Consider the following 22,495-nt stretch of genomic DNA (forward strand, 5'->3'; position numbering starts at 1 on the left):
GCTTTAGCGCTAAAGAGTAATTAGGAGATAGTTGCATGGCAAAGGTAATTTTCTATAGCAAACCAGGCTGTAAAGGTGGAGTTAAGCAAAAAGTTTTGCTAACAGCCGCCGGTCATGAGGTGATACCACAGAATCTGCTCAAAGAACCTTGGACAGCTGAACGGTTGCGTTCATTTTTTGGCGATCGCCCCGTAGTCGAATGGTTTAATCCTTCCGCTCCCAAGGTAAAATCTGGTGAGGTGGTTCCTGAAAAGGTGGATGAACAAACCGCTTTGGCGCTGATGCTGAAAGAACCACTGTTAATTCGCCGTCCTTTGTTAGAAGTAGGCGATCGCCGTGAGGTAGGATTTGATGTCCAAAAGATTGATACTTGGATTGGCTTACAAGCTGTAGATGAATCCTTGCAAGAAATCAGCGACAAGCTTCTCAAGCAAGATTTGCAAAACTGTTCCCACGGTAAAGATCATAGCCATCAACACCATAAGGAAGGCAACTGTAAACATTAGAGAGAATGTAGAGACGTAGCAGTGCTACGTCTCTATCCTTAACGCACGCCAGCAGTTTCTAAGGACAAGTCTTGAAACATTGGTGTGCTGAGATAACGTTCGCCAAAAGAAGGCTGAATCATCACAATTAAACGTCCAGCATTTTCTGGGCGTTTACCTACTTGAATCGCAGCACACAAAGCTGCACCAGAGGATATCCCAGATAATAAGCCTTCTTCTTTTGCCAAACGTCGCCCATAAGCGATCGCTTGTTCATCGCTGACTCTAATTACTTCATCAACCAATTCCAACCGCAGAACATCTGGGATAAATCCCGCACCAATGCCTTGAATCTTATGTGGCCCGGCTTCACCGCCTGATAGAACAGGGCTATTGCTGGGTTCAACTGCGATCGCCTTAAAAGTCTTCTTGCGCTGTTTAAGTACCTCTGCAATGCCAGTAATCGTCCCACCAGTACCTACCCCAGCAATGACGATATCCACTTCTCCATCTGTATCTGTCCAAATTTCTTCGGCGGTAGTTTCCTGGTGAACTTTAGGATTGGCAGGGTTGCGGAACTGTTGCAGCATAAAAGCATCAGGAGTATTAGCCACAATCTCTTCAGCTTGGCGAATAGCTCCCCGCATTCCTTCCGCGCCTGGTGTCAACTCCAAAGCTGCACCATAAGCTCTCAGCATAGCGCGTCGTTCTTGGCTCATCGTCTCTGGCATTGTCAAAATCAAACGGTAGCCACGCGCTGCTGCTACCATCGCTAGAGCAATTCCTGTGTTGCCCGAAGTAGGTTCAACTAAAATAGTCTTTCCAGGGGTAATTGAGCCAGCCGCTTCTGCTGAAAGTACCATACTTAAGCCAATGCGGTCTTTCACCGAAGCTGCTGGGTTCATCCCTTCTAATTTGACAACTATCCTTGCTACTACTCCCTCAGCTTGAGGAATCTTGTTCAGTTGAACTAAAGGAGTTCGTCCAATTAATTCTGTTATGTCTTGAGCAATCCGCATTATTTAACTCCTAGAATTCTAAATCTTAGTACAAAGTATTTACTTGTAACAATAAGCTCGTGTGCATTTAATTTACAGTTTAATGTCAATGAGTGCATATACTCTGTATTCTAACTAAACTACAAAATATGAAAGTTTAGGAAGAACTTTTATCAGACGCTCTCATTTTTCTATTTTACCATTTGGAATTGCTGACTGTTGTCTCTCAGGCTAAGATCAATTTTTATAATTCTGTATATATGAATAATTTTTATTGTTATTTTCCATTTGTTATGGAAATACAATTTAATTTCAAAACATTTAATGGATTTTCTCAATTTATTAGTTTATCTTTATCAAGAGACATTCATATTTCCTTTTGAGTACAGGTTTTATCTAGCAAAACTAACATCCAAAACAGTTCAAAAGTATTGCATACATTGCTTTTAGGTTGAGTACAAAAACACCAGAACCCCACTTCAAAAACACTAGCACCCCGTCTGAAAAACACTAGCACCCATACCCCAATAAATTTTTATAATGCTTATCAGATGAAGATTACAGGCTTTGAGTACTATTCTAATGAATTTAATAATCTTAACGGGGCTGGGGTAGACTGTTTTGTGGAGAGCGGCTGATATAAATCGTATAGGATTTACGCAGAGATTCCCCTCTACCCCCCAACATTCCTGAGCGAAAGCTGAGTGAACTAGGGGGGACTTCTTAATCTCCCTTTTGAGAGTAAGATGAAACTAGATTCCAGAATCTAAGTGCGTTCTTTCTGACTGAATAATCCTACATTTTGCAAAAATGTTGGTAAATTTTCAGTGGTCAATAGTCAGTGGTAATTAGAAAAGTAACTGATAACTAACCATTCTGAAAATTACCATTTACACATATTTTAATATCAAAACTGTTTGATATAAACAGCAAAGGATATTTTCTTACTGGGTGCAGACTACCTAGCAAGGGAGAGCCAAGATGAAAGCAAAAGTTTTAAATGTCCTTACAGTTTGTGTAGTTACCTTAGCAATGCTTTCTCCAGGGCTAGTAGTATTTGGCATAATTTGGGAGCGACATCTGGACTTAGTAAAATTCCAGAATTTAGCTTACGAAGTTAACAAGACTACTAAAAATGCTCCCACTTTGGCTCCCCAGACAGAGGTTACACATTCCCCTCAGACTAGCATCCAATCCTCTGACCGTAATGTGATTCATCAAATGCTGACTGTTGCTGAACAATATAAATTTGCCGCTATCTTGCAATGGTTCTTCTTGTTAACACCTATTTGTGTTGGGTTAGGCATTCTCTTTTATGACAGATATCTTGTGCATCGTGCGGCTGTTTTAAAAGAACAAGTTGAAATGTTGGAAAGACTGTGGCGGCAAAGTATCGAACAGTAACCAATTCACTATTTACTTACTAAAATCAACAGAAAAACCATGTCAGAACAACGCCAACAATTGTATTTTAATCTGATTGATGAATTGCTCAAATGTCCTAATGGTCAAGAACCACAAGTTTTAGAATCTAAGCCAGAGTTGATTGATTCTGGTTTCGTAGAAACAATGTTACAAGTAGCAACTATGTTTGCCCATGAAGGCAATCAAGACGGTGCCAAGTTTTTATTTTTTGTGGCGCGTGAGTTAGCTAAAGAATTGGGTTTATACCCAGAAGTTCCGAATACCGAAGTTGAAAATACTGAAGTCGCCAATAAGGAGTAAAAATGTTGTTGACTTCAACGGATGCGGGGCAAATAGCTTTAGAACTGCTCATGGCAGATTGGAATATTTCAGAAGAGAATCGGGAGTGGTTCACAATCTTTAACTCTCGTCTGATTGGCGAGAGTTGGTACACTGTAGAATTAGGTGTAGAAGGATTTCCCGATAGGTGGTTTCTTCAAGTTTATGACAATGGAGTGTGCGATCCTAACTATACATTTATATCACCAATCCGTGGTGATGAAGGATTTACAGACTTTGGGAATGTGCCGGATATCATCGCGGAGGTATTAGTTTGTGAGCGCAATGCTCGATGATAATTAAAAATTTAATATTTATAATTCAAATAAAATGTACAAATAAAATACATTTTATTTGAATTCATGATTTTTGATATCAAACTTTTGTCAGCAAGGCTACTTTGATATCTGATTAAATATAAAGATGCTTTACGCAAATCGGAGGTGACACCAAATAAGTGCGCCTCTTTTTTCTGTAATATTTAATATTTTATTTAAGCCTGGGAAGGTATTTTTTCATATTTAATTGATAAAATTATGGTAACTCCCCAGGTAGGATGGTCGGGATTATTCCAAGCAAGGAAGAATAATGGTAATGTTCAGGTATGAGTCCAGAAGAAAAAGATCAAAAAATTGAAAGGCTTGAACTGGAAAATCAGGATCTGCGTCAAAAAATAGCAGAGCTAGAGAGGCGTTTGGGGTTAGATAGCCAAACAAGTTCAAAACCACCGTCAAGTGATGGACTCAAAAAATCCGGTAAAATTCGGACAAAAAGTTTGCGAGAAAAGGGAAAGCACCCATCAGGGGGACAATTTGGTCATACAGGGCAGACATTAGAACAAGTAATCAGACCAGATAATATCGTAAAACATCCAACACCATGCTCATGTCCTGGATGCGGATGTGATATCTCTATCGTAGTTGCACAAAAGCTCATCAAGCGACAAGTATTTGACATACCAACGCCAAGAATAATCGTCACAGAACACCAAGTTGTAGTCAAAGAATGTCCCCAATGTAAAGGTCACATTCAAGGCAGTTTTCCATCCTCGGTCAAAGCACCAGTGCAGTATGGAGCGAGAATTAGAGCAGTTGCGGCTTATCTAAATCACCAACATTTTATTCCCGAAGACAGATTGAGTGAAGTGCTGCTGGATTTATTTGGTTGTCAAATGACACCAGGGACAATTGCAAATACAACAAAGACACTTGCCAAGCTCATAGAACCAGTCGTAATTGAGATTGCATCGGAGGTCAAATCATCGCCAGTTAAACATCTGGACGAGACGGGATTGAGGATTGGTGGTAAAACCAATTGGTTGCACGTAGTTTCAACCCAAACAGAAACATGGTATCGAGTTGTGCCTAAACGCAAAGACATTGAAGTATTGGATGATATCAAGGGTGTAGTAGTCCACGACCACTGGAAGCCCTATTATCAACTCCTTAATGTCAATCACTCCTTGTGTAACGCCCATCATTTGCGTGAACTCAAAGCCTTGGAGGAAATTGAGCAAGAATCTTGGGCTAAGTCAATGAAAAAGCTTTTGCTCTTAGCCTGCAATTATAAACATCGCTATCCTCAAGGTATTCCTGAAAATATTATTGCTCGCATCAATCAACTGTATAAGCGAATTATCAAACGGGGTCTTGATTTTCACTTCTCTCAAATACCTTTAAACCGTAAAGGTAATCGGGGTCGAGTGAAACGACGAGTTGGACATAACTTATTGTTGCGGCTTCAAAATTATGTTGATGATGTTTTACGGTTTTTGACACAACTGGATGTTCCGTTTACCAATAATCAAGCAGAACGTGACTTGCGGATGATGAAGTGTAAGCAGAAAATTTCCGGTGGTTTTCGCTCCTTCGATTTTGCGGTTTCATTTGCCAATATTCGTTCTTTTCTTTCCACTGCATCTAAGCGTAGTCTTAATCTATTGGAAGTTATTACTGATGCGTTACTTGGTAATGCCTCTGTTTTCCTTTCCTCAAATCCTACTAGCTAGGCAGTTACAAATTATGTTATATTAAATAGCGTGATGGACGCTACAGAAATATCAGTTCCAATGATTGCTGAAGATATCTTAGCCAAAGAATTCACAAGAGTCCTCAACCACTACTACCCAAAAGTTGGGGAATTACTAGATGGGTGTCATGTGAAAGTCATCACCTGTTTTTGGGGGCGACCTGCTAGACGCTTGCAATATATAGGAATTTATTGCTCTGCCGAAATGATTTCCTGTGTGCAAGCCCACAAAGAAATACTCAGAGAAGTCGCATACAACATGGGTCTAGTGCAGGTAGTCTGCATGAATGCCAAGCGATTATTGCGCGATCCGATGTCGAAGCTCAAAGAAAACAATCCACGCTTATGGTTGGAGTTGCAGTGGGTTGCAACTTAGTCATTCAGCGCATTAATCGAGAGAAGTAAAATTTGTTTGTAGTAAGGACTTTAGTCCTCAAATATCTTCAAATATTTAAGCACTAAAGTGCTTACTACAAACGTATCAACCATTAGAATAGCCAGCACAAAGTATCAACGCAAGTAATGAAAACTGGAATTTTCTGCAATTACGATAATCACCACCAAAATGCTCATCGTGCCATCTTTGAACAAGTGACACTGATAAAACAGGCAGAAAGTTTAGGTTTTGAGTCAGCCTGGGTGAGTGAGCATCATTTTAGTGAATCCAATCTCAGCCCTTCTATGTTGCTGTTAATGGCACACTTGGCGGGATTGACTTCAACTATCCAATTGGCTACTGCGGCGGTGTTACTGCCATTCCATAACCCAATTCGGGTAGCGGAGGATATCGCCACTCTGGATAACCTGTGCAATGGAAGATTATTATTTGGAGTTGCCAAAGGCGGCCCCTTCCCGCAACAAAATAAGCATTTTGCGACACTCCCAAGTGAATCCCGTCCCAAGATGCTAGAGGCGATCGCACTGGTTCAAAAGCTTTTATATGAAACTGATGTATCATTTAATGGCAAGTATTATCAATGCGATCGCTTAACCATTTACCCAAAACCATTGCAGAGGCAAATTCCGGTGTATGTTGCCACTGGCGGCGATGATGGGATTGAGTTTGCTGCTAAACATTCCTTCAGCTTAATGGGCGGGCCGCCATTCTCCCTACCCAGATTGAAGGATACTGTTGCTAAATATCGAGCCTTAAATTCTAGTGGTGCAGAAAACTTCGTGCTGGCACGCTTTTTTTATATTGGCAAAACATTTGATGAAGCAGTGAGTGAGGCATTGCCTTTCATCCGCCAATTTAGTCAGAAAATGAAGGCTAATACGGCTCAAGTATTGCAAAATAGTGCGAATCCCAACCAAAAACCATTCGACCGCACAAACATTTGTTTCGACGAAGATTATTTAATCGAGAACTCAATTATTGGTGATGTGGAGACTTGTCGAGACAAAATCAAGAAATTTCAGGACGAATTAAATTTAGGTACGTTAGCACTCAAACCCTCGTCTGCGGATATGCAAAAAAACTTGGAGAGTTTGACGCGCTACAACCAAGAGGTGCGAAATTATGTCTTCTAAACTTTACCAGCTTCCTCCCGATGATTTACCTCCCAATGAGGTAACGAAACAGGATGGAATGCTGCAAATGGAGCTAGAACAGTCTACTGGCAGATGCTTTTTTCTAGCTTGCGATCGCATTACGCGAGTCTTGTTATCTAATTGTCAGTGGTATATTACAACAAATGCTAGCATCCTAACATTAATTATTGACTGCCCTGACTTAGTATCTTACTGGCATATAGTCAGCAATATTGCCCAGTTGGGTAATAAGTTAGAGCGGTTTGCTAGTAATGGCAAAATTCGCGTTTATCCGCCATTTGGCAAAGGGATGCCATTTGAAATCAGCGTAAATGAAATATCTGCTTATCGAGATTGGCTGTGAGGTAAATAGGCACACTCTGGGAATCACAAAAAATATAGCTGATTCATTCTTATTACACCCTGTACTTCTAAAGCGCAGGGTGTCGTAGTTAAACCAGTTATCAGTTTCCATTAACCCACAGAGTGATTCAGTAAATCAATGACTTAATTTTGTAATGATAGGCTTTAAAATTACCTATTTCTTTCTTCGCGTCCTTCGCGTCCTTGGCAGTTCGTAAAAAAATTAAATATTCATCAAGCATAAACAAATTAGCGTTGACAAACTTTTAAATTTTCAATTAGCCACGCATACCACTTCTCCAACCCAGTACCAGTAGTTGCAGAAACCTGAAAAATCTGAATTTGGGGATTGATTTGTCTAGCATAATCTATGCACTTTTGAACATCAAAATCTACATAAGGCAGCAAATCAATTTTCGTGATAATCATGATGTTACTAGCACGGAATATATGCGGATATTTTATCGGCTTATCTTCTCCCTCCGTGACAGAGAGAATCACCACCTTTGCCAATTCTCCCAAATCAAACAAGGCTGGACAAACCAAATTTCCGACATTTTCAATCATCACAACTGAGTTTAGAGGCGGATTCAGTTCTTGTAAACCCCTCTCTATCATTGCTGCATCTAAATGACAGCCTGTACCAGTATTTATTTGAATAACTTTAGAACCAGTTTCTTTAATTTTTTTAGCATCATTAGCAGTTTCTTGGTCGCCTTCAATGACACTGATAGGTAATTGGTTTTTTAAATCATTAATGGTTCGCGTCAAAAGAGTTGTTTTCCCAGCACCAGGAGAACTCATTAAATTTAAAGCGAGAATATTTCGCCCTTTAAACCATCCGCGATTTTGGGCAGCTAACAAGTTATTTTTTGCTAAAATATCCTGTTCTAAAGATATCGTTGTATTATGTATTTTGGCATGAATTTGAGGCGCTTCTATATGAGTATCATGACTGTGGAAATGAGTGATAATAGTTCCATCTGCTAAAGTGTGAGTATGATGATGTTCAGCTTCATTTGTTTGTAAATTGATAATTTTAGTTTCGCCATCATCAGAACAACCGCAGGTTACACACATAATTCCTCTATTTCTATTTCTTTAATTTTCAGTTCTTCACCAGTAATTAAATCTAATTGCACGCTACCACAATTACAATTTCCAAATGGTTTATCTAAATAAATTTCTGTACCGCATTGGCGACATCTCCCTAAACCGGGAATTTCTAAAATTTCTAATGTCGCCCCTTCTAAAACTGTGCCTTGAGTACAAATATCAAAACAAAATCGGATAGCATCGGGCATAATGGCTGAAAGTTTGCCAATTTCTAATAAAACTCGCTGCACTTTTGCACCTTTGGCGTGTTCAGTCACAATTGCCACAATATTTTGAGTAATTCCAAGTTCGTGCATACTATAAAATCTATAAAAAATTAACAAATTCGTGGTAATTGGTCGCCTACCAACATATCCACAATCCTTTCAGCACCAAAAGCTGTTTTTAGTAATACGATACCTGGAGGTGAAGAAATAACTTCGCCAATAATACAAGCATCTTTACCTGCTGGGTGTAATTTCATGGCTGATAAAACGTTTTCAGCATTCTTTTTTGGAACCACTACAACTAACTTACCTTCATTAGCTAAATACAATGGGTCTAAACCGAGAATTTCGCAAACTCCGTTGACTTCTTCACGCACTGGGATAGATTCTTCAAAAAGACGAATTCCCACATTGGAAGTAAGGGCAAATTCATTTAAGACTGTAGCTAAACCACCGCGTGTAGCATCTCGCATAGCATGAACTTGTGGGCATACATGGAGAATAGTTTCTACTAAACTATGCAACGGCTGACAGTCGCTTTCAATATCAGTTTCTAAAGCTAATTCCCCACGAGCAATTAAAATTGCTGTCCCATGATTGCCTATCTCACCATTAATTATTATTGCATCTCCAGGTTTTATATTATGGGCAGAAATGTTAACTCCTCGTGGGATGATACCAATACCAGCAGTATTAATAAAGAGTTTATCGGCAGCACCTCGATGTACAACTTTTGTGTCACCAGTGACAATTTGAACACCAGCTTTTTCTGCGGCTGCTTTCATACTGTTTGCGACACGGCGTAAGGTTTTTACAGGTAATCCTTCTTCTAAAATTACGCTACAAGTTAGATATAAAGGTTTAGCGCCACTGACAGCTAAATCATTAACTGTACCGTTGATGGCTAATTCTCCTATATCACTACCGGGAAAAAATAACGGGTCTACAACATAAGAATCTGTTGTAAATGCAAGTCTGTCTCCTTGTTGCATGAGACTGGCTAAGTTGAAGCTTGCTTGGTCTTCTAGTTGCGAGAGAATTGGGTTATCAAAATTGCTGACAAAAATATCATCTATTAAATCGCGCATGGCTTTACCGCCGCTACCATGTGCAAGAGTTATATGACTATCTTGTACTTTTCTTTGGCGGCGGCGGACTTGTTCTATTTTTTGGAATAGGGGATTTTGTATTGGGTTTGTGGAGGAAATATTCATATTTAAATTTTTTTAAACGCAAAGGTACGCAGAGTATTATTCTGAGGAGAAGCCGCAGGCGGGGAGGGGTTCTTGAGTTATTTTTGGTTTTTGGGCGATTGTTCTTTTGGCAATGGTGGAGAGTCGCCCATATTTGTAATAGGCTGCACAAGCACCTTCAGAAGATACCATGCAAGTACCGATTGGTGTTTCTGGTGTGCAAGCTGTACCAAATACTTTGCACTCCCAAGGTTTTAAGACTCCTTTGAGAATTTCTCCACATTTACAAGCTTTATGGTCGGCTACTTTGAGATTAGGAATGGTAAATTTAAGTTCGGCATCAAATTGGGCATATTCCGATTGAATTTTTAATCCTGAATAAGGGATATCACCTAAGCCGCGCCAATCAAAACTATCTCGCACGGCGAAAACTTTATTTATGGCTTGGAGGGCTACTGTGTTTCCAGTTTTTTCTACAATTCGGTTATATTGGTTTTCGACTTCGCAACGATTTTCTACTAACTGTTGCAACAACATCCAAATTGATTGGAGAATATCTAAGGGTTCAAATCCTGAGACGACTATCGGCTTATTATATTGTTGGGAAATAAATTGATATGGGTCAGTGCCTATTACCATGCTGACATGACCTGGCCCAACAAATCCATCTAGTTGCAAGTCGGGATTATCTAATAATGCTTTGAGGGCAGGAATCACGAGGACGTGATTGGAAAACATACTAAAGTTAGGAATTTCTTCTGCTGCTGCTTGCAGAATGGTGAAGGCGGTGCTGGGGGCTGTGGTTTCAAAGCCTAGTGCGAAGAAGACTACTTCTTTGTTGGGGTTATCTTTGGCAATTTTTAGGCTATCTAAAGGAGAGTACACCATACGGATGTCTGCGCCTTGTGCCCTGGCTTGCAGTAAAGTGGTTTTGGAACCGGGAACTCGCATTGCGTCGCCAAAGGTGGCAAAAATGACGTTATGATTTTGAGAGATTGCGATCGCATCATCTAATCTCCCTTTTGGCATTACACATACTGGACAACCAGGCCCATGAATTAATTCGATGGTTTGGGGTAATATTTCTTCGATACCATATTTAAATATGGAATGGGTATGTCCGCCGCATACTTCCATGATTTTGATAGGTTTTTCTAGCCGATGGCTTAATTTGGTGATTTCGCGGCGTAAAGCTTCAGCTTTTTCCGGTTCGCGGAATTCATCAACATATTTCATAAGGATTGGGGAATAGTAAATTCTATGTCAATACGGTATTTCTTTCTTCTCTCTGTGCCCTCTGCGGTTCGTTAAGTACTAATCCCTGCTTGTGCTGCTGCTAACTCTTGAAATAGTTGCAATGTTTCCGCCGCTTCTTGTTCGTTAATTCGATTCATGGCAAAGCCAACATGGACTAGTACCCAATCACCAATACAAGCTTCGGGGGGATGTTGTTCATCTACGATACAAGCAATATTTACTTCGCGCTTAACACCACCAATGTTAACTAGGGCTAATTTATGGTTAGTGTTGGTAATTTCTATAATTTGTCCGGGGATTCCTAAGCACATTTTATTTTTAAGATAAACGAACCACAGAGGCGCAGAGAACGCAGAGAAAATTATTTGTGAGACAAAGTTGCTGAATATTAAGACTCATGTATTAATTGTGCGGTTGCAATCATTGCTTGTCCTAAAGATAAGCCGCCGTCATTCGCTGGAACTAAGCTGTGAGTGAGTACTTTTATTCCCAATGTTTGTAATTGTTTGGTAACTTGCTGTAACAATATACAATTTTGAAATACTCCTCCTGTTAGGGCAACCTGATTAATTAGATTTTCTTGACAAAGATGTTTAACCATTTCTACAATCGCATTTGCTAAACCTTTGTGAAATTTGGCGGCTATAACTGGTTGGGGAATCTGCTGTTGTAAGTCATTGAGCAAGGCTTGCCACATTGGACGCGGGTCTATACAATAAATACTATCTGAAAAGCTAAAACTGAAAGGGTATATTAGCGTTTCTTTATCATTATTTAAGCTACTAACATCTACTATAGCTTCAAGTGCGATCGCAGCTTGTCCTTCATAGCTACATTCATCTCTATAAATACCGATAGCCGCCGCCACTGCATCGAACAACCGTCCCACTGAAGAAGCTGGAGGAGAGTTAATTTTCTTCTCTATAAGTTGATTGAGTAGCTTTAGTGGCTTGTTTTTCAAAAATTTTACGATTTCTAAATCAGTATATTTTTGTTCGCAATCATCCAAAAGTTTAGCAGCTACTAAGTGGGCATAAATATTACGCCAAGGCTGATAAATTGCTTGTTCGCCACCAATCATTGCGACTGGTTTAAATGTTGCTAATCGTTTAAATTTTCGGTAATCTGCTAACAGAAATTCTCCGCCCCAGAGTGTACCATCATCACCGTAACCTAAACCATCTAAAGCAATACCTAATACTGGAGGTGAATCTAAAGGAATCTCATTTTCTGCCATGCAAGCAGCAATATGGGCGTGATGATGTTGGATTTGATGAATTGGAATTTGATTTGTCTTTGCGAGTTTCTTACCAAGTTTGCTTGAGAGATATTCAGGATGTTTATCAATGGCGATTATCTCTGGTTGATGTTCAAATAAATTTAAGTATAAATTTAAAGTTTCTTGATAGGCATTGAAAGCCGCAACATTTTCTAAATCTCCCAGATGTTGAGAGAGAATTGCTTCTCCTTCACGCAATAAGCAAAAAGTATTTTTTAACTCACTACCCATTGCTAAAATTTGCGGCACATTGTCAAATCCTGGCGGTAAACTAATTGGTGCTGGTGCATATCCTCTAGCACGGCGAATTGTTTGGACTTTATCACCGAAAACTCTTACTACTGAATCATCTACTCGATTAATAATCTCTCGATTATGAAAGAGAAAATAATCAGCTATTTTATCTAATTTTTCTCTTGCTTCATCATTATCAATACATTGTGGTTCATCAGCAATATTGCCACTTGTTAAAACAATTGGGCGATTCATCCGCCGCAAAATTAAATGATGTAAGGGCGTATAAGGTAGCATAAAACCGAGGGTATTTTGCCCCGATGCTATCGATGGCGCTACTAATTTTTTATCTGTTGCTTGTAGTAAAACAATTGGTGCAGCAGAACTTGTCAATAATTCTTTTTCTTTGGCGTTGACAGTGCAATATTGTTCAATTATCTCAATATCCCGCGCCATTAAAGCAAATGGTTTGTGATAGCGCTTTTTACGCTGACGCAGTTTTTGTACAACGGTTTCTTGAGTTGCATCGCAAGCTAGATGAATACCACCTAACCCCTTAATTGCGACAATCTCACCCTTTTGCAACAAGGTACAAACGGCATCAACATCATCCAGCATTGAAAACATGGAAGCAGTAACCGATTTACCATCAGCGCGTTCTAACCAAGCTGTGGGGCCACAAACATGACAAGCAACAGGTTGGGCGTGAAAACGGCGGTTTTCAACATTGTGGTATTCCTTTGCACATTCGGGACATACAACAAACGCAGACATACTGGTATTACATCTGTCATAAGGAATGGCACGAATAATACTCAGGCGGGGGCCGCAATGAGTGCAATTAGTAAAGGGGTAGCGATAAAAGCGGCTAAAGGGGTCAAATATTTCTTGTTGGCACTGTAGACAAGTAGCAGCATCAGGGGTAATTTCTGTTTTAATCCCATTACTGACGCTAGTAGAAATCACAAAATTATTAAAGTTAAGTTCACCTTCATAAGGAGTTCTAGTTAGCTGATTAATTTTTGCCAATGGTGGACATTCTGTTTGCAATCTGGCAACAAATTTGGTTATTGCTTCCTCGCTACCAGATACCCGAATTAATACACCTTCACCATCATTACAAACATCTCCACGCAAACCGCAAGCTTTAGCCAGACGATATACAGTAGGGCGAAATCCTACTCCCTGAACAGTACCGCGAACTCTAATTTCTTCAGTCGGCATAGGGACTTACAAATAAAAAAATACCCAAAAACTGACGAAAAAAACTTTCTTCTCTTCATTCCTCTGTATTCTCTGTGTCTCTGTGGTTCGTTTATTTCTTAGAACTCCCATAATTAAACTGCCACAGCAATATTCGGTTATTTCCAGAATCAGCTATTACTGCCGTATTTCCACAAATTTTTATTCCATAACACCAATTTAAACTATCTCGTTTAGGCAGTCCGTAATTACGATTTTCACCTTTACTTTGAAAATTTATTTGTCCTGCCAACCCATCTGCCATTACACCTTGCAGTGATAAAATTGATTCTGGCTTTTTCCATCCTAACAAACGAGAATTAGCAGTATCTGCAACTACTAACCAATCTCCAGCCACCCCAACACTGTAAGGCATACTCAAACTACTAGCACTAGGATAATAAACTCCTTGATTCATTTCCACAAAATCAAAGCTTTTTTGTCCTAAAACCACTGCACAAGGGGTATTATTTTCTGTTGGTATTCCCTCCCAAATCATTACCCGGTGATTACCTGCATCGCTAACAACCAAATTCTCTCCCCAAAAGGCAATGTCGTGACACCAACGCATACTCGCTGCGGTTGGAGAATCACCGCCGTTTTCATTGCGAGATATCATATCTGGTTGTCCCAAAACTAAATCAGCCGGTTGACCATTTTCTGTTGGTAATTGATGCCAAATTAATACTCTGCGATTACCAGTGTCAGCAATAAATAGCCGTCCTTGATGATAGAAAACACCATAAGGCCAGTGCATTGTACTAGCAGAAGCTTGTTGGTTTCCTCGATTTGGTTCATTGTCGGTAAAATTAACTTGTCCTAACACCAAATCTGCTGGAACATTGTTATCTTCAGGTAAGGTTTTCCAAATTAAAACTCGATGATTCCAAGCATCTGCTACAGCTAAACCTCCACCACAAGCACAAGTTCCAGTTGGTACGCTTAAGGTTGCCCTTCCCGGTGTAGTTTTAGCATTTTGTCCTTCATGATAAAAATCAGGTTGTCCAATTACCCAATCAGCCGGTTGACTATCTTGTGTAGGTAAACTCTGCCATCCTAATAATCGATGATGTCCCGTATCTGATACCCATAAAGGGCCAGTTTCTGATAACAAACAAGCACCACGCGGCCCAAACATCGTTGTGGCATTCGGTACTACTGGTATGACTAATTCTTCTGGTTCAATAATGTTACCTAAAATTACCTCTGCACCTTGAGGTGATAAGGGTAAATATTGAGAAATTTCTGTTGCTTCTGGCGGTAATTGTGATATGGGATTAATTATGATTGGGATATCCATGAACCACAGATAGACGCTGATAATTATTTAAAAACATTAATGTTGATTAGCATGTAACAACAGTAACAATTTTGTATTATGATTTTTTCAAATTTAGTTAAAACCTTTAATCAACTTCTGTATTAATCAAGCTAAAAAGAATCAAGAGAACCTTTAGTAATTTTTGCTACATAGCAAATCTTTGGCATGAATGCGCGATTTACTGAAATGAGTAAGCAAACTAGGGTTTGAGAAAGTAAGAGCTTCTTTTGCTTACGGAAAACACTAAAATGAGAAAGTAAAAGCTCATTTGACTTGCGGAAAACACCAAAATCAATAAGTCAAATGACCTTTTGAGAAAGTAAAAGCTTATTTTGCTTGCGGAAAACACTAAAATGAGAAAGTAAAAGCTCATTTTGAGTAAGTCAAATGACCTTTTGCTTTCTCAAAATACTAAAATGAATACCTGAATTACACAAATGAGAATAAATTCAGGGATATCGAGAAAGCAATCGGGCATTTTGCTTGCACAAAACACTAAGATGAATGCGCGAACTACTGAAATGAAAAAGCAAAGTAACTGTGATTGACTAATCGCCAAGTATATTTGCTGAAATGTTACCTTCGCATCCTCATTTTTGCAGTTTTACAAAAACCTTATCGCCTTTAATCTTGATTGGATATGACTGAAGCGAAATATCAGGCGCAGTTAAACATTCACCTGTCTCTAATTTGTACTGGAATCCGTGGTAAGGACAAGTAATAATACCATTTTCAACTTTACCCTTTTCTAAGGGAGATCCTAGATGAGTGCAAGAATTACGGTAGCATTTTACTGTAGCACCTTGACGATGTAAAATTAGTGAATTACCAGCAAGTTGTACTGCCACTACACTAAATTCAGGAACTTCATCAAGGGTCGCTACTTTCATCCAAGTACAAGTTATTTTTGCAGAGAATGGACTGATTAAACGAGAATTTGCGTTGTTAACAGCAGGGCTATTATTGACTGCAACTACTTTGGTAATTTCAGGACAATGGTTTTTTATTGCTTGTTCTACTCCCTGAGATAAAGTTAAAGTAGAAGTCGGACAACTGCTGCAAGTTCCTATTAATCTAACTTCTACTGTATCTGGTGGTTTAATTGCCACTAATTCTACATCCCCATTATGGCTTTTTAAACCTGGGCGAACTTCTTCAATGGCTGTCTGAATGCGTTCTGAAAGTGGAGGTTTAGGTGGTTTGACTAGTTCGTGATACAGTAGCACTGCATACACTACTTCATCTGCAACCGCATGACGTAAAGCTGGCATTGATTCTTGCTTTAGGCTTTTGATCAAGTTAGTCAATGCAGTTTTATGCAAAGCTTCAATTGCTCTTTTTAGACCAACTGCTACACACCGTTGGCTTTCATCCCAGTCGGATATAATTGCCTCAAAACGATTAATTTCCTGAACTAATTCTTCCAGATTGGGCATGGGGCATGGATATTGGAAAACAACTAAAAAATGACAAATGACAATTTATTTTGTTTTAAAATCCTTGAAGAGGAACGGCATAATTATGCCCGTCACTAAGCTAGATAATATGATTGGTAAGTAGAAGGGAATTGGTGCTTGTGCAAGTAATACTAGCAGTAAAAAACCTATAGCAATACCAATAGTAGTTTGCTTGAGAAAATACACTGGATCGCGTAGTAGCTTTCCCTTAAAAAATAACTTAGCAGAAAACCAACCTATCTCTAACATATTTTCTCCTAATAATTTGTTAAGAAATTTAAGGCAGCCAGCCCTAAGAGGATGGCAGGAATTACACCCGCAGGGGCAAATAATGCACCAAGCATTGCTGAAAGGTGATAGCCTATATCTTTGCCAGCTAACAGCATTCCACCAATTGCACCGCCGACCAGAGACAAGGCTGTGGCGATGATTAACCACACTAATCCTGTTGCTATGTTCAGATCGCCATCTGCTAAACTTGTGAGGAAATTTATTACATCTGGGTAAGTAGAAATATCTCTCATGCTGTTTTTTCCGCTACGAATTATGAACTATAAATTGTTTAACTCTGTTTCTACATCTTGTAATGCTTGGACTACTACCTCTACTTGTGCAATTTGTTGGTGTTCCGTAAATATTCCTAAAGCGTCTTGATAGTAGATACGCGCTTGCAAAAGATTTTGAGGATTACCAGCTTCTGGTTTTTCGTGGTCGTCTGGTAAGTTAAATAGGGCGTTGGCTTTGTTGGAAATTGTGTTAGCGTACTCTAAAGGTGTATCTTTGGGATTACGCACTTTTAAGGCTTCGTCATAAGCTGCGATCGCACGTAAATTATTCTCCAGAGGATGGGAACTCACTAGATATTGCAAAGCATTACCTAAATTATTCTGCAACATCGCATATTCTCTAGGATGATCGATTAAAGTAATATGCTTCAGTGCGACCTCAAATGATTGCACAGCTAATCCTTGACGCAAGTATTCCCGTTCTGATGCTAGGGGCATAGAAAGATATGCGATCGCAATATTGTTATACAAAATGGCGTATTCTTGGGGGTAATCTTCCCAAGTAAAGACCCGCAAAGCCTCATGATAAGCCTGGATGCTGTCAGTTATCCGCGCCAAATTGAATGGCACTAGCGACTGCAACACCAGCCCAAAATTCATCTGTGTTTCTGCTACTTCCTCTGGCGAAGCTAATTGTTGTAAAATCGGTAATGCCTCTTCATAACCGACTTTCGCTTGCATCAACAGTTGGTAATCAGCATCCGGTATTGCCTGTAATGTCCCTGCCATCCCTACTTTCGCCCTGGCTTTCAGTAGGGGATACTCCTCACCACACATTTCATAGGCCCGGTAATATAAGCCAACTGCATTCCGCAAGTCTTGGGCAGCTTTGGGCTTTTTTTGAAAACCCTGTGCTATCTCAATCAGCATTTGGATTTTTTCTTCTGCTGTAGCTGACTCCGATGCAACAGCTGCTACCGCAGCCTTCACCGCCGAATCTGTAATGCTGGGGGTCATAACTCTGCCGTACTCTAGCCAATTGGGAATTGAGTCCAACACCCATGACGCATTTCATCACGGGCCATACTGATTTACGCAGGCTTCGAGTCCTTTAGGCGGAATTCCCCTTTTTGTCTGAAATTAAGGCTAAGAATTAGAGACTAGGGAAGAAACTTAATCCTCTATGCCCAATATCTCATACTCCATGCTCAATAAAATACTATAAAACACCCTACTTCTAAAACTCTAGGGGGAAATTGCTAATATTAATGTCAGCTTTAAACACCTAATATTTTTTAAATACTTTTTGTATCATCGTCGTATACAATTTAAATATTTTTTATTGAATTGCTGACATACATAATATTTAGTGTACTCAAAATAGTTGCCACGCGATCGCCGAAGTGTCAAATATATTCATCAACTGTAAAACAAGCTCCTTTGAAAACAGACAGTATCTTCTATCGAATCTTTCAGAGTATCCCCGGCACTTTCTTTGAACTGATTAACTAACCACACCAACTAGAGCGATTTACATTTTTTAATCTAGTTGTATTTTTTAGCGCCCACTTACTTATCTTTGGCTCAGTACGGTTCAGTTAAGGCTAAAACTCTTTGTTAAAGTCAGTTTTGTTAACGTAGACGCTTCGGCTTGCCGCAGGCTACCACAGAGACGCAGAGTACACAGAGACAATAAAAAAACGCTTAACTGAACTGTATTGATCTTTGGCTCAGTTATTACATGAAAACCTAACGGATGAAAATACTCATCACCTCACTCAGATTAACAGTTGATAGTAATTATTATTAATAGTTACAGATTTTAGCTGCGATAAATTAAGCACATTGAGGTTGCTTAATGTCAAATATTCAAAACAAAATGCAGTTTTATTTATACTATTTTTTATTTGTCAAATGTGTCACATATATAACAAAAATAGCTATTTAAAATAATCCTGAATGTATTTAATTGATTGTTAATTATTAATTCTTTTTTAATGAAAGTAAATTAGATCAAGAAATATCTTACTATTGAAAAATAAATATTGATAACCAGGTGAAGACTTTACAAGCATTATCACCTACATCATGCATGGGAAACAATAGAAAAATACCTAGCCGATGACTAATTTACTATGGCTACAAGGTGGTGCTTGTTCCGGCAACACCATGTCATTTCTCAATGCTGAAGAACCGACAGTCTGCGATTTAATCGCTGATTTTGGCATCAATTTACTTTGGCATCCATCCTTGGGAGTGGAACTAGGCAACAACTTGCAAACACTCCTGCGGGATTGCATTTCTGGCAAAATTCCCCTAGATATTTTGGTATTTGAAGGCAGTGTTGTTAACGCCCCCAATGGCACTGGCGAATGGAATCGGTTTGCCGATCGCGCCATGAAAGATTGGTTATTAGACCTCGCCAAAGTTGCTAAATTTATTGTCGCTGTGGGAGACTGTGCTACCTGGGGAGGAATTCCCGCCATGTCACCCAACCCCAGCGAATCAGAAGGTTTGCAATTTCTCAAACGTCAAGAAGGCGGCTTTTTAGGGAAAGATTTTGTATCGCAAGCCGGATTACCTGTAATTAATATTCCCGGATGTCCTGCCCATCCCGACTGGATTACGCAGATATTAGTTGCGATCGCTACTGGACGCATAGCAGACATTGCTTTCGATGAACTAAATCGTCCTCAAACTTTCTTCAACACCTATACCCAAACAGGTTGTACCCGCAACATCCACTTTGCCTATAAAGCCTCAACCGCCGAATTTGGTCAGCGCAAAGGATGCTTATTCTACGACTTGGGTTGTCGCGGCCCCATGACTCATTCCTCCTGTAACCGCATCTTATGGAACCGCGTCTCATCCAAAACTCGCGCCGGAATGCCTTGTTTAGGTTGCACAGAACCAGAATTTCCCTTCTTTGACCTCAAACCGGGAACTGTATTTAAAACCCAAACAGTAATGGGAGTTCCCAAAGAATTACCACCAGGATTCAACAAAAAAGACTACGCCTTACTCACAATGGTCGCCAAAGACGCAGCACCATCTTGGGCAGAAGAAGACTTTTTTACAGTTTAGTTCGTAGTAAGCACTTTAGTGCTTATAAAACAATACGGTTCAGTTAAGTCCAAAATCCTTAACTGAACGGTATTTGCTTATAAAAAATAGGAGAAGAGAATGGGAATTCAATCATTAGACATTTCGCCTGTTGGTAGAGTTGAAGGCGATTTAGATGTCCGAGTTGACATTGAGAATGGGCGGGTAGTCAACGCCTGGACACACGCTGAACTATTTCGCGGATTTGAAGTTATCCTACGCGGTAAAGACCCCCAAGCCGGATTAATTGTCACACCTCGCATTTGCGGAATTTGCGGCGGTTCTCACCTGACTTGTGCATCTTGGGCATTAGATACAGCTTGGGAAACAGAAGTTCCACGCAATGCAATTTTGGCGAGAAATCTCGGTCAAATTGTCGAGACAATTCAAAGTATCCCCCGCTACTTTTATGGATTGTTTGCCATTGATTTAACCAATAAAAAATACCGTCATAGTCGCTTTTATGACGAAGCAGTGAAACGTTTTGCAGCCTTCACAGGCAAATCTTACGAATTAGGCATCACAATTTCTGCCAAACCCGTAGAAATTTATGCACTATTAGGTGGACAATGGCCCCACAGCAGTTATATGGAAATAAATTAGGGAATTGCTTATATAGTAAGGATTTGCCAGGATATGTGTAATTATTCCCTGGTTTTTCCTTAAGTTAGGCGATAAACCCACGGTCAACTACGCCATAAGCAAAGATAGCAAGCAGTAAATCCATTTATTTTTCTCTGCTAAAAGTTATTTGCTTTTCTCAGGTATTACCTAATTTTTCCCTAACCCTAGATTAGCGATCGCAGTTAAGGAAGTCCAAGACAATTACTTAAGTATAATTATTTTCTTGCTGTTGAAGTATAAAGCCGGGTTTTTCTCAATATAAATACGCAAATAGTAATATCTGAGCTTAAATAATTACATACTGGCTTGAGTATAGAAGTATTTCTTTGTTTGGAAATTGAGCGATCGTTTTTCTCAAAGATATTTAACGCTTCAAATCACCCGCCGCAGAGAATCTCAAATGGGATAAGACAACCCCAAAATCGTCTAAACTCAAAGTGTCCGCCAACTGGCAAAATCCTATGTCTCGCTGGTTTAATATTGCAGGTACTTGTAAAGCTGATAAACACTATACGCTTTCAGCCACAAGTCGTCTTCCCGACTTATCCCTGCTGATTGAACAAGAAAGTTATTTTGTCGTTCATGCACCGCGACAAACGGGAAAAACAACGGCAATGTTAGCTCTAGCGCAGCAACTTACCGCAACCGGACTTTATGCAGCAGTAATGGTATCGGCAGAGGTGGGAAGTGCTTTTAATCATGACCCCAGTGCAGCAGAATTAGCGATTTTGGGAACTTGGTATAATACGATTTCCATCCGATTGCCCAATGAATTACAACCACCGATAAAACAATGGCAAAAGGAAGAACCAGGACAAAGAATTAGGGCTTTTTTCCAAGCTTGGGCAAAAGCTTCAGCCCGACCTTTGGTAGTATTGATTGATGAAATTGATTCTTTGCAAGATGAAACCCTAATTTCGGTGCTAAGGCAATTAAGAGATGGTTTTCCCAATCGTCCAGAAAATTTTCCCACATCTGTGGGATTAATTGGTTTACGCGATGTGCGAGATTATAAGGTTGCATCGGGTGGTAGTGACAGATTACAGCAATTTTCATGTAAATAGACCACAGTGGTTGAACCAAGCGAAGGCATCGTCTTCAGTAATGTAATTGACAGCAAGAGCCATTGCTTGATCAAGTGATTCTAGTGTGCGTGCTTCACAGGAACGAAGAAATTGCTTGAGTTTCGACCAACACAGTTCTATCCCACATTCCGCACCCTGAACTGTCACACATCAACAAAAAGTCGAATTAATAGTACATAAGAACTAAAAGAGGTGAATAGTAAAGAAGCTTAATAGTAATTACTATTATTAAGGTTTGAGAACCGATAGAAAGAGGAGTTGTGAGATGAAGAGGGAATAAAAATGAGAGAATTGCAGCAGAAGTTGTGGAGAATTCTGTTGTATGTTGAATGCCAAAGAAATTGAAATTCAGAACATAGACCATCTAGGGATAGTGGCAGGAATAATAGATACCATAGGATTAGTAGAAATAATAAATGAATTAATAGGAGAAGAAAAAGGAGAAAAAGTCAGTCCGGGTCATGTGGTCAAAGCAATGATTTTGAATGGATTAGGATTCGTATCTCAGCCCTTATATATGTTTCCGAAGTTTTTTGAAACAATAGCGTGTGAGCATCTAATAAAAGTAGGAGTCAAACCAGAATATCTAAATGATGATAAATTGGGTAGGGTTATGGATAAATTATTTATCAAAGGACTAGATACAATATTTTTTATTATCGCCTTAAAAGCAGCCCAAAAATTTGGTGTATCTTTGTCAACATCACATCTAGATTCATCATCAAT

23 protein-coding genes and 2 pseudogenes are annotated in these 22,495 nt (G+C 39.5%); 12 read left to right on the forward strand and 13 right to left on the reverse strand.

Going from position 1 to position 22,495, the window contains the following annotated elements:
- Positions 1-35: 35 nt before the first annotated feature.
- A complete protein-coding gene (locus tag V7K55_RS07350) occupies positions 36-506 on the forward strand; it encodes an ArsC/Spx/MgsR family protein (protein WP_334829686.1) in 471 nt (156 codons plus the stop codon).
- Positions 507-544: 38 nt separating this feature from the next.
- Here V7K55_RS07350 and cysK read toward each other — a convergent pair whose 3' ends face one another.
- The gene (gene cysK, locus V7K55_RS07355; protein WP_334829688.1) at positions 545-1,504 is read right to left on the reverse strand and encodes a cysteine synthase A; all 960 of its coding nucleotides are present in this window, start codon (positions 1,502-1,504) and stop codon (positions 545-547) included.
- Between the two features lie 960 nt (positions 1,505-2,464).
- On the opposite strand from cysK, the gene V7K55_RS07360 reads away from it, so the two are divergent.
- From V7K55_RS07360 to V7K55_RS07390, 7 genes are all read left to right on the forward strand, one after another.
- Positions 2,465-2,887, forward strand: coding sequence for a hypothetical protein (locus V7K55_RS07360; RefSeq protein WP_334829690.1), 423 nt, complete (start codon positions 2,465-2,467; stop codon positions 2,885-2,887).
- A 39-nt stretch (positions 2,888-2,926) separates the two neighbouring features.
- A complete protein-coding gene (locus tag V7K55_RS07365) occupies positions 2,927-3,208 on the forward strand; it encodes a hypothetical protein (protein ID WP_334829692.1) in 282 nt (93 codons plus the stop codon).
- A gap of 2 nt (positions 3,209-3,210) precedes the next feature.
- Entirely contained in the window at positions 3,211-3,522 is a 312-nt protein-coding gene (locus V7K55_RS07370) for a hypothetical protein (protein WP_334829694.1), read from the forward strand.
- Positions 3,523-3,830: 308 nt separating this feature from the next.
- Positions 3,831-5,234: an IS66 family transposase gene (tnpC, locus tag V7K55_RS07375; RefSeq protein ID WP_334829696.1), complete on the forward strand. Its 1,404-nt coding sequence runs from the start codon at positions 3,831-3,833 to the stop codon at positions 5,232-5,234.
- Positions 5,235-5,267: 33 nt separating this feature from the next.
- Positions 5,268-5,630, forward strand: coding sequence for a hypothetical protein (locus V7K55_RS07380; protein WP_334829698.1), 363 nt, complete (start codon positions 5,268-5,270; stop codon positions 5,628-5,630).
- Positions 5,631-5,776: 146 nt separating this feature from the next.
- Entirely contained in the window at positions 5,777-6,784 is a 1,008-nt protein-coding gene (locus V7K55_RS07385; protein ID WP_334829701.1) for an LLM class flavin-dependent oxidoreductase, read from the forward strand.
- Entirely contained in the window at positions 6,774-7,148 is a 375-nt protein-coding gene (locus tag V7K55_RS07390; protein ID WP_334829703.1) for a hypothetical protein, read from the forward strand. Before V7K55_RS07385 ends, V7K55_RS07390 begins: the two co-directional genes overlap by 11 nt.
- A 248-nt stretch (positions 7,149-7,396) precedes the next feature.
- On the opposite strand, the gene hypB is transcribed toward V7K55_RS07390, so the two are convergent.
- The 11 genes from hypB to V7K55_RS07445 form a co-directional block, all read right to left on the reverse strand.
- Positions 7,397-8,227 (reverse strand): hydrogenase nickel incorporation protein HypB, encoded by an 831-nt coding sequence (gene hypB, locus V7K55_RS07395; RefSeq protein WP_334829705.1) that lies wholly within the window; start codon positions 8,225-8,227, stop codon positions 7,397-7,399.
- Positions 8,218-8,559, reverse strand: coding sequence for a hydrogenase maturation nickel metallochaperone HypA (hypA, locus tag V7K55_RS07400; RefSeq protein ID WP_334829707.1), 342 nt, complete (start codon positions 8,557-8,559; stop codon positions 8,218-8,220). The genes hypB and hypA overlap by 10 nt, the downstream gene beginning before the upstream one ends.
- 20 nt (positions 8,560-8,579) lie before the next feature.
- On the reverse strand, positions 8,580-9,683 hold the full coding sequence (hypE, locus tag V7K55_RS07405) for a hydrogenase expression/formation protein HypE (RefSeq protein ID WP_334829709.1): 1,104 nt from the start codon (positions 9,681-9,683) through the stop codon (positions 8,580-8,582).
- A gap of 36 nt (positions 9,684-9,719) precedes the next feature.
- Positions 9,720-10,898 (reverse strand): hydrogenase formation protein HypD, encoded by a 1,179-nt coding sequence (gene hypD / locus V7K55_RS07410; protein WP_334829711.1) that lies wholly within the window; start codon positions 10,896-10,898, stop codon positions 9,720-9,722.
- 71 nt (positions 10,899-10,969) lie between these two features.
- A complete protein-coding gene (locus V7K55_RS07415; RefSeq protein ID WP_334829713.1) occupies positions 10,970-11,230 on the reverse strand; it encodes a HypC/HybG/HupF family hydrogenase formation chaperone in 261 nt (86 codons plus the stop codon).
- Positions 11,231-11,307: 77 nt separating this feature from the next.
- Positions 11,308-13,656, reverse strand: coding sequence for a carbamoyltransferase HypF (gene hypF, locus V7K55_RS07420; RefSeq protein ID WP_334829715.1), 2,349 nt, complete (start codon positions 13,654-13,656; stop codon positions 11,308-11,310).
- A gap of 91 nt (positions 13,657-13,747) precedes the next feature.
- Positions 13,748-14,974 (reverse strand): hypothetical protein, encoded by a 1,227-nt coding sequence (locus V7K55_RS07425; RefSeq protein WP_334829717.1) that lies wholly within the window; start codon positions 14,972-14,974, stop codon positions 13,748-13,750.
- Positions 14,975-15,585: 611 nt separating this feature from the next.
- Positions 15,586-16,431, reverse strand: a complete 846-nt coding sequence (locus V7K55_RS07430) for a NifU family protein (protein ID WP_334829719.1) — start codon at positions 16,429-16,431, stop codon at positions 15,586-15,588.
- A gap of 45 nt (positions 16,432-16,476) precedes the next feature.
- Positions 16,477-16,701, reverse strand: a complete 225-nt coding sequence (locus V7K55_RS07435) for a hypothetical protein (protein ID WP_334829721.1) — start codon at positions 16,699-16,701, stop codon at positions 16,477-16,479.
- 8 nt (positions 16,702-16,709) lie between these two features.
- The gene (locus V7K55_RS07440; protein WP_334829723.1) at positions 16,710-16,976 is read right to left on the reverse strand and encodes a hypothetical protein; all 267 of its coding nucleotides are present in this window, start codon (positions 16,974-16,976) and stop codon (positions 16,710-16,712) included.
- Between the two features lie 27 nt (positions 16,977-17,003).
- Complete coding sequence (locus V7K55_RS07445) at positions 17,004-17,975, reverse strand: hypothetical protein (protein ID WP_334829731.1); 972 nt, start codon at positions 17,973-17,975, stop codon at positions 17,004-17,006.
- A gap of 1,104 nt (positions 17,976-19,079) precedes the next feature.
- Here V7K55_RS07445 and V7K55_RS07450 point away from each other — a divergent pair.
- From V7K55_RS07450 to V7K55_RS07460, 3 genes and pseudogenes are all read left to right on the forward strand, one after another.
- Positions 19,080-20,042, forward strand: coding sequence for a hydrogenase small subunit (locus V7K55_RS07450; protein ID WP_334829725.1), 963 nt, complete (start codon positions 19,080-19,082; stop codon positions 20,040-20,042).
- 99 nt (positions 20,043-20,141) lie between these two features.
- Positions 20,142-20,651 (forward strand): annotated as a pseudogene (locus V7K55_RS07455) (nickel-dependent hydrogenase large subunit); the annotation flags it as partial.
- Between the two features lie 494 nt (positions 20,652-21,145).
- Positions 21,146-21,739: pseudogene (locus V7K55_RS07460) on the forward strand (ATP-binding protein); the annotation flags it as partial.
- On the opposite strand, the gene V7K55_RS07465 reads toward V7K55_RS07460, so the two are convergent.
- The gene (locus V7K55_RS07465; protein ID WP_334829727.1) at positions 21,737-21,916 is read right to left on the reverse strand and encodes a hypothetical protein; all 180 of its coding nucleotides are present in this window, start codon (positions 21,914-21,916) and stop codon (positions 21,737-21,739) included. The pseudogene V7K55_RS07460 and the gene V7K55_RS07465 overlap by 3 nt on opposite strands.
- A 175-nt stretch (positions 21,917-22,091) precedes the next feature.
- Here V7K55_RS07465 and V7K55_RS07470 point away from each other — a divergent pair.
- A partial coding sequence (locus V7K55_RS07470; protein WP_334829729.1) for a DUF4277 domain-containing protein occupies positions 22,092-22,495 on the forward strand: 404 nt, incomplete at its 3' end.

This window comes from Nostoc sp. (assembly GCF_036919895.1).
Lineage (GTDB): Bacteria > Cyanobacteriota > Cyanobacteriia > Cyanobacteriales > Nostocaceae > Nostoc.

Coding starts and splice junctions, on each gene's coding strand:
- V7K55_RS07425 (WP_334829717.1), bottom strand. CDS start 14,974: ATGGATATCCCAATCATAATTAATCCCATATCACAATTACCGCCAGAA.
- hypA (WP_334829707.1), bottom strand. CDS start 8,559: ATGCACGAACTTGGAATTACTCAAAATATTGTGGCAATTGTGACTGAA.
- V7K55_RS07380 (WP_334829698.1), top strand. CDS start 5,268: ATGGACGCTACAGAAATATCAGTTCCAATGATTGCTGAAGATATCTTA.
- V7K55_RS07415 (WP_334829713.1), bottom strand. CDS start 11,230: ATGTGCTTAGGAATCCCCGGACAAATTATAGAAATTACCAACACTAAC.
- hypF (WP_334829715.1), bottom strand. CDS start 13,656: ATGCCGACTGAAGAAATTAGAGTTCGCGGTACTGTTCAGGGAGTAGGA.
- V7K55_RS07390 (WP_334829703.1), top strand. CDS start 6,774: ATGTCTTCTAAACTTTACCAGCTTCCTCCCGATGATTTACCTCCCAAT.
- V7K55_RS07430 (WP_334829719.1), bottom strand. CDS start 16,431: ATGCCCAATCTGGAAGAATTAGTTCAGGAAATTAATCGTTTTGAGGCA.
- V7K55_RS07450 (WP_334829725.1), top strand. CDS start 19,080: ATGACTAATTTACTATGGCTACAAGGTGGTGCTTGTTCCGGCAACACC.
- V7K55_RS07435 (WP_334829721.1), bottom strand. CDS start 16,701: ATGTTAGAGATAGGTTGGTTTTCTGCTAAGTTATTTTTTAAGGGAAAG.
- V7K55_RS07370 (WP_334829694.1), top strand. CDS start 3,211: ATGTTGTTGACTTCAACGGATGCGGGGCAAATAGCTTTAGAACTGCTC.
- V7K55_RS07385 (WP_334829701.1), top strand. CDS start 5,777: ATGAAAACTGGAATTTTCTGCAATTACGATAATCACCACCAAAATGCT.
- hypD (WP_334829711.1), bottom strand. CDS start 10,898: ATGAAATATGTTGATGAATTCCGCGAACCGGAAAAAGCTGAAGCTTTA.
- cysK (WP_334829688.1), bottom strand. CDS start 1,504: ATGCGGATTGCTCAAGACATAACAGAATTAATTGGACGAACTCCTTTA.
- V7K55_RS07440 (WP_334829723.1), bottom strand. CDS start 16,976: ATGAGAGATATTTCTACTTACCCAGATGTAATAAATTTCCTCACAAGT.
- V7K55_RS07365 (WP_334829692.1), top strand. CDS start 2,927: ATGTCAGAACAACGCCAACAATTGTATTTTAATCTGATTGATGAATTG.
- tnpC (WP_334829696.1), top strand. CDS start 3,831: ATGAGTCCAGAAGAAAAAGATCAAAAAATTGAAAGGCTTGAACTGGAA.
- V7K55_RS07445 (WP_334829731.1), bottom strand. CDS start 17,975: ATGACCCCCAGCATTACAGATTCGGCGGTGAAGGCTGCGGTAGCAGCT.
- hypB (WP_334829705.1), bottom strand. CDS start 8,227: ATGTGTGTAACCTGCGGTTGTTCTGATGATGGCGAAACTAAAATTATC.
- V7K55_RS07350 (WP_334829686.1), top strand. CDS start 36: ATGGCAAAGGTAATTTTCTATAGCAAACCAGGCTGTAAAGGTGGAGTT.
- hypE (WP_334829709.1), bottom strand. CDS start 9,683: ATGAATATTTCCTCCACAAACCCAATACAAAATCCCCTATTCCAAAAA.
- V7K55_RS07360 (WP_334829690.1), top strand. CDS start 2,465: ATGAAAGCAAAAGTTTTAAATGTCCTTACAGTTTGTGTAGTTACCTTA.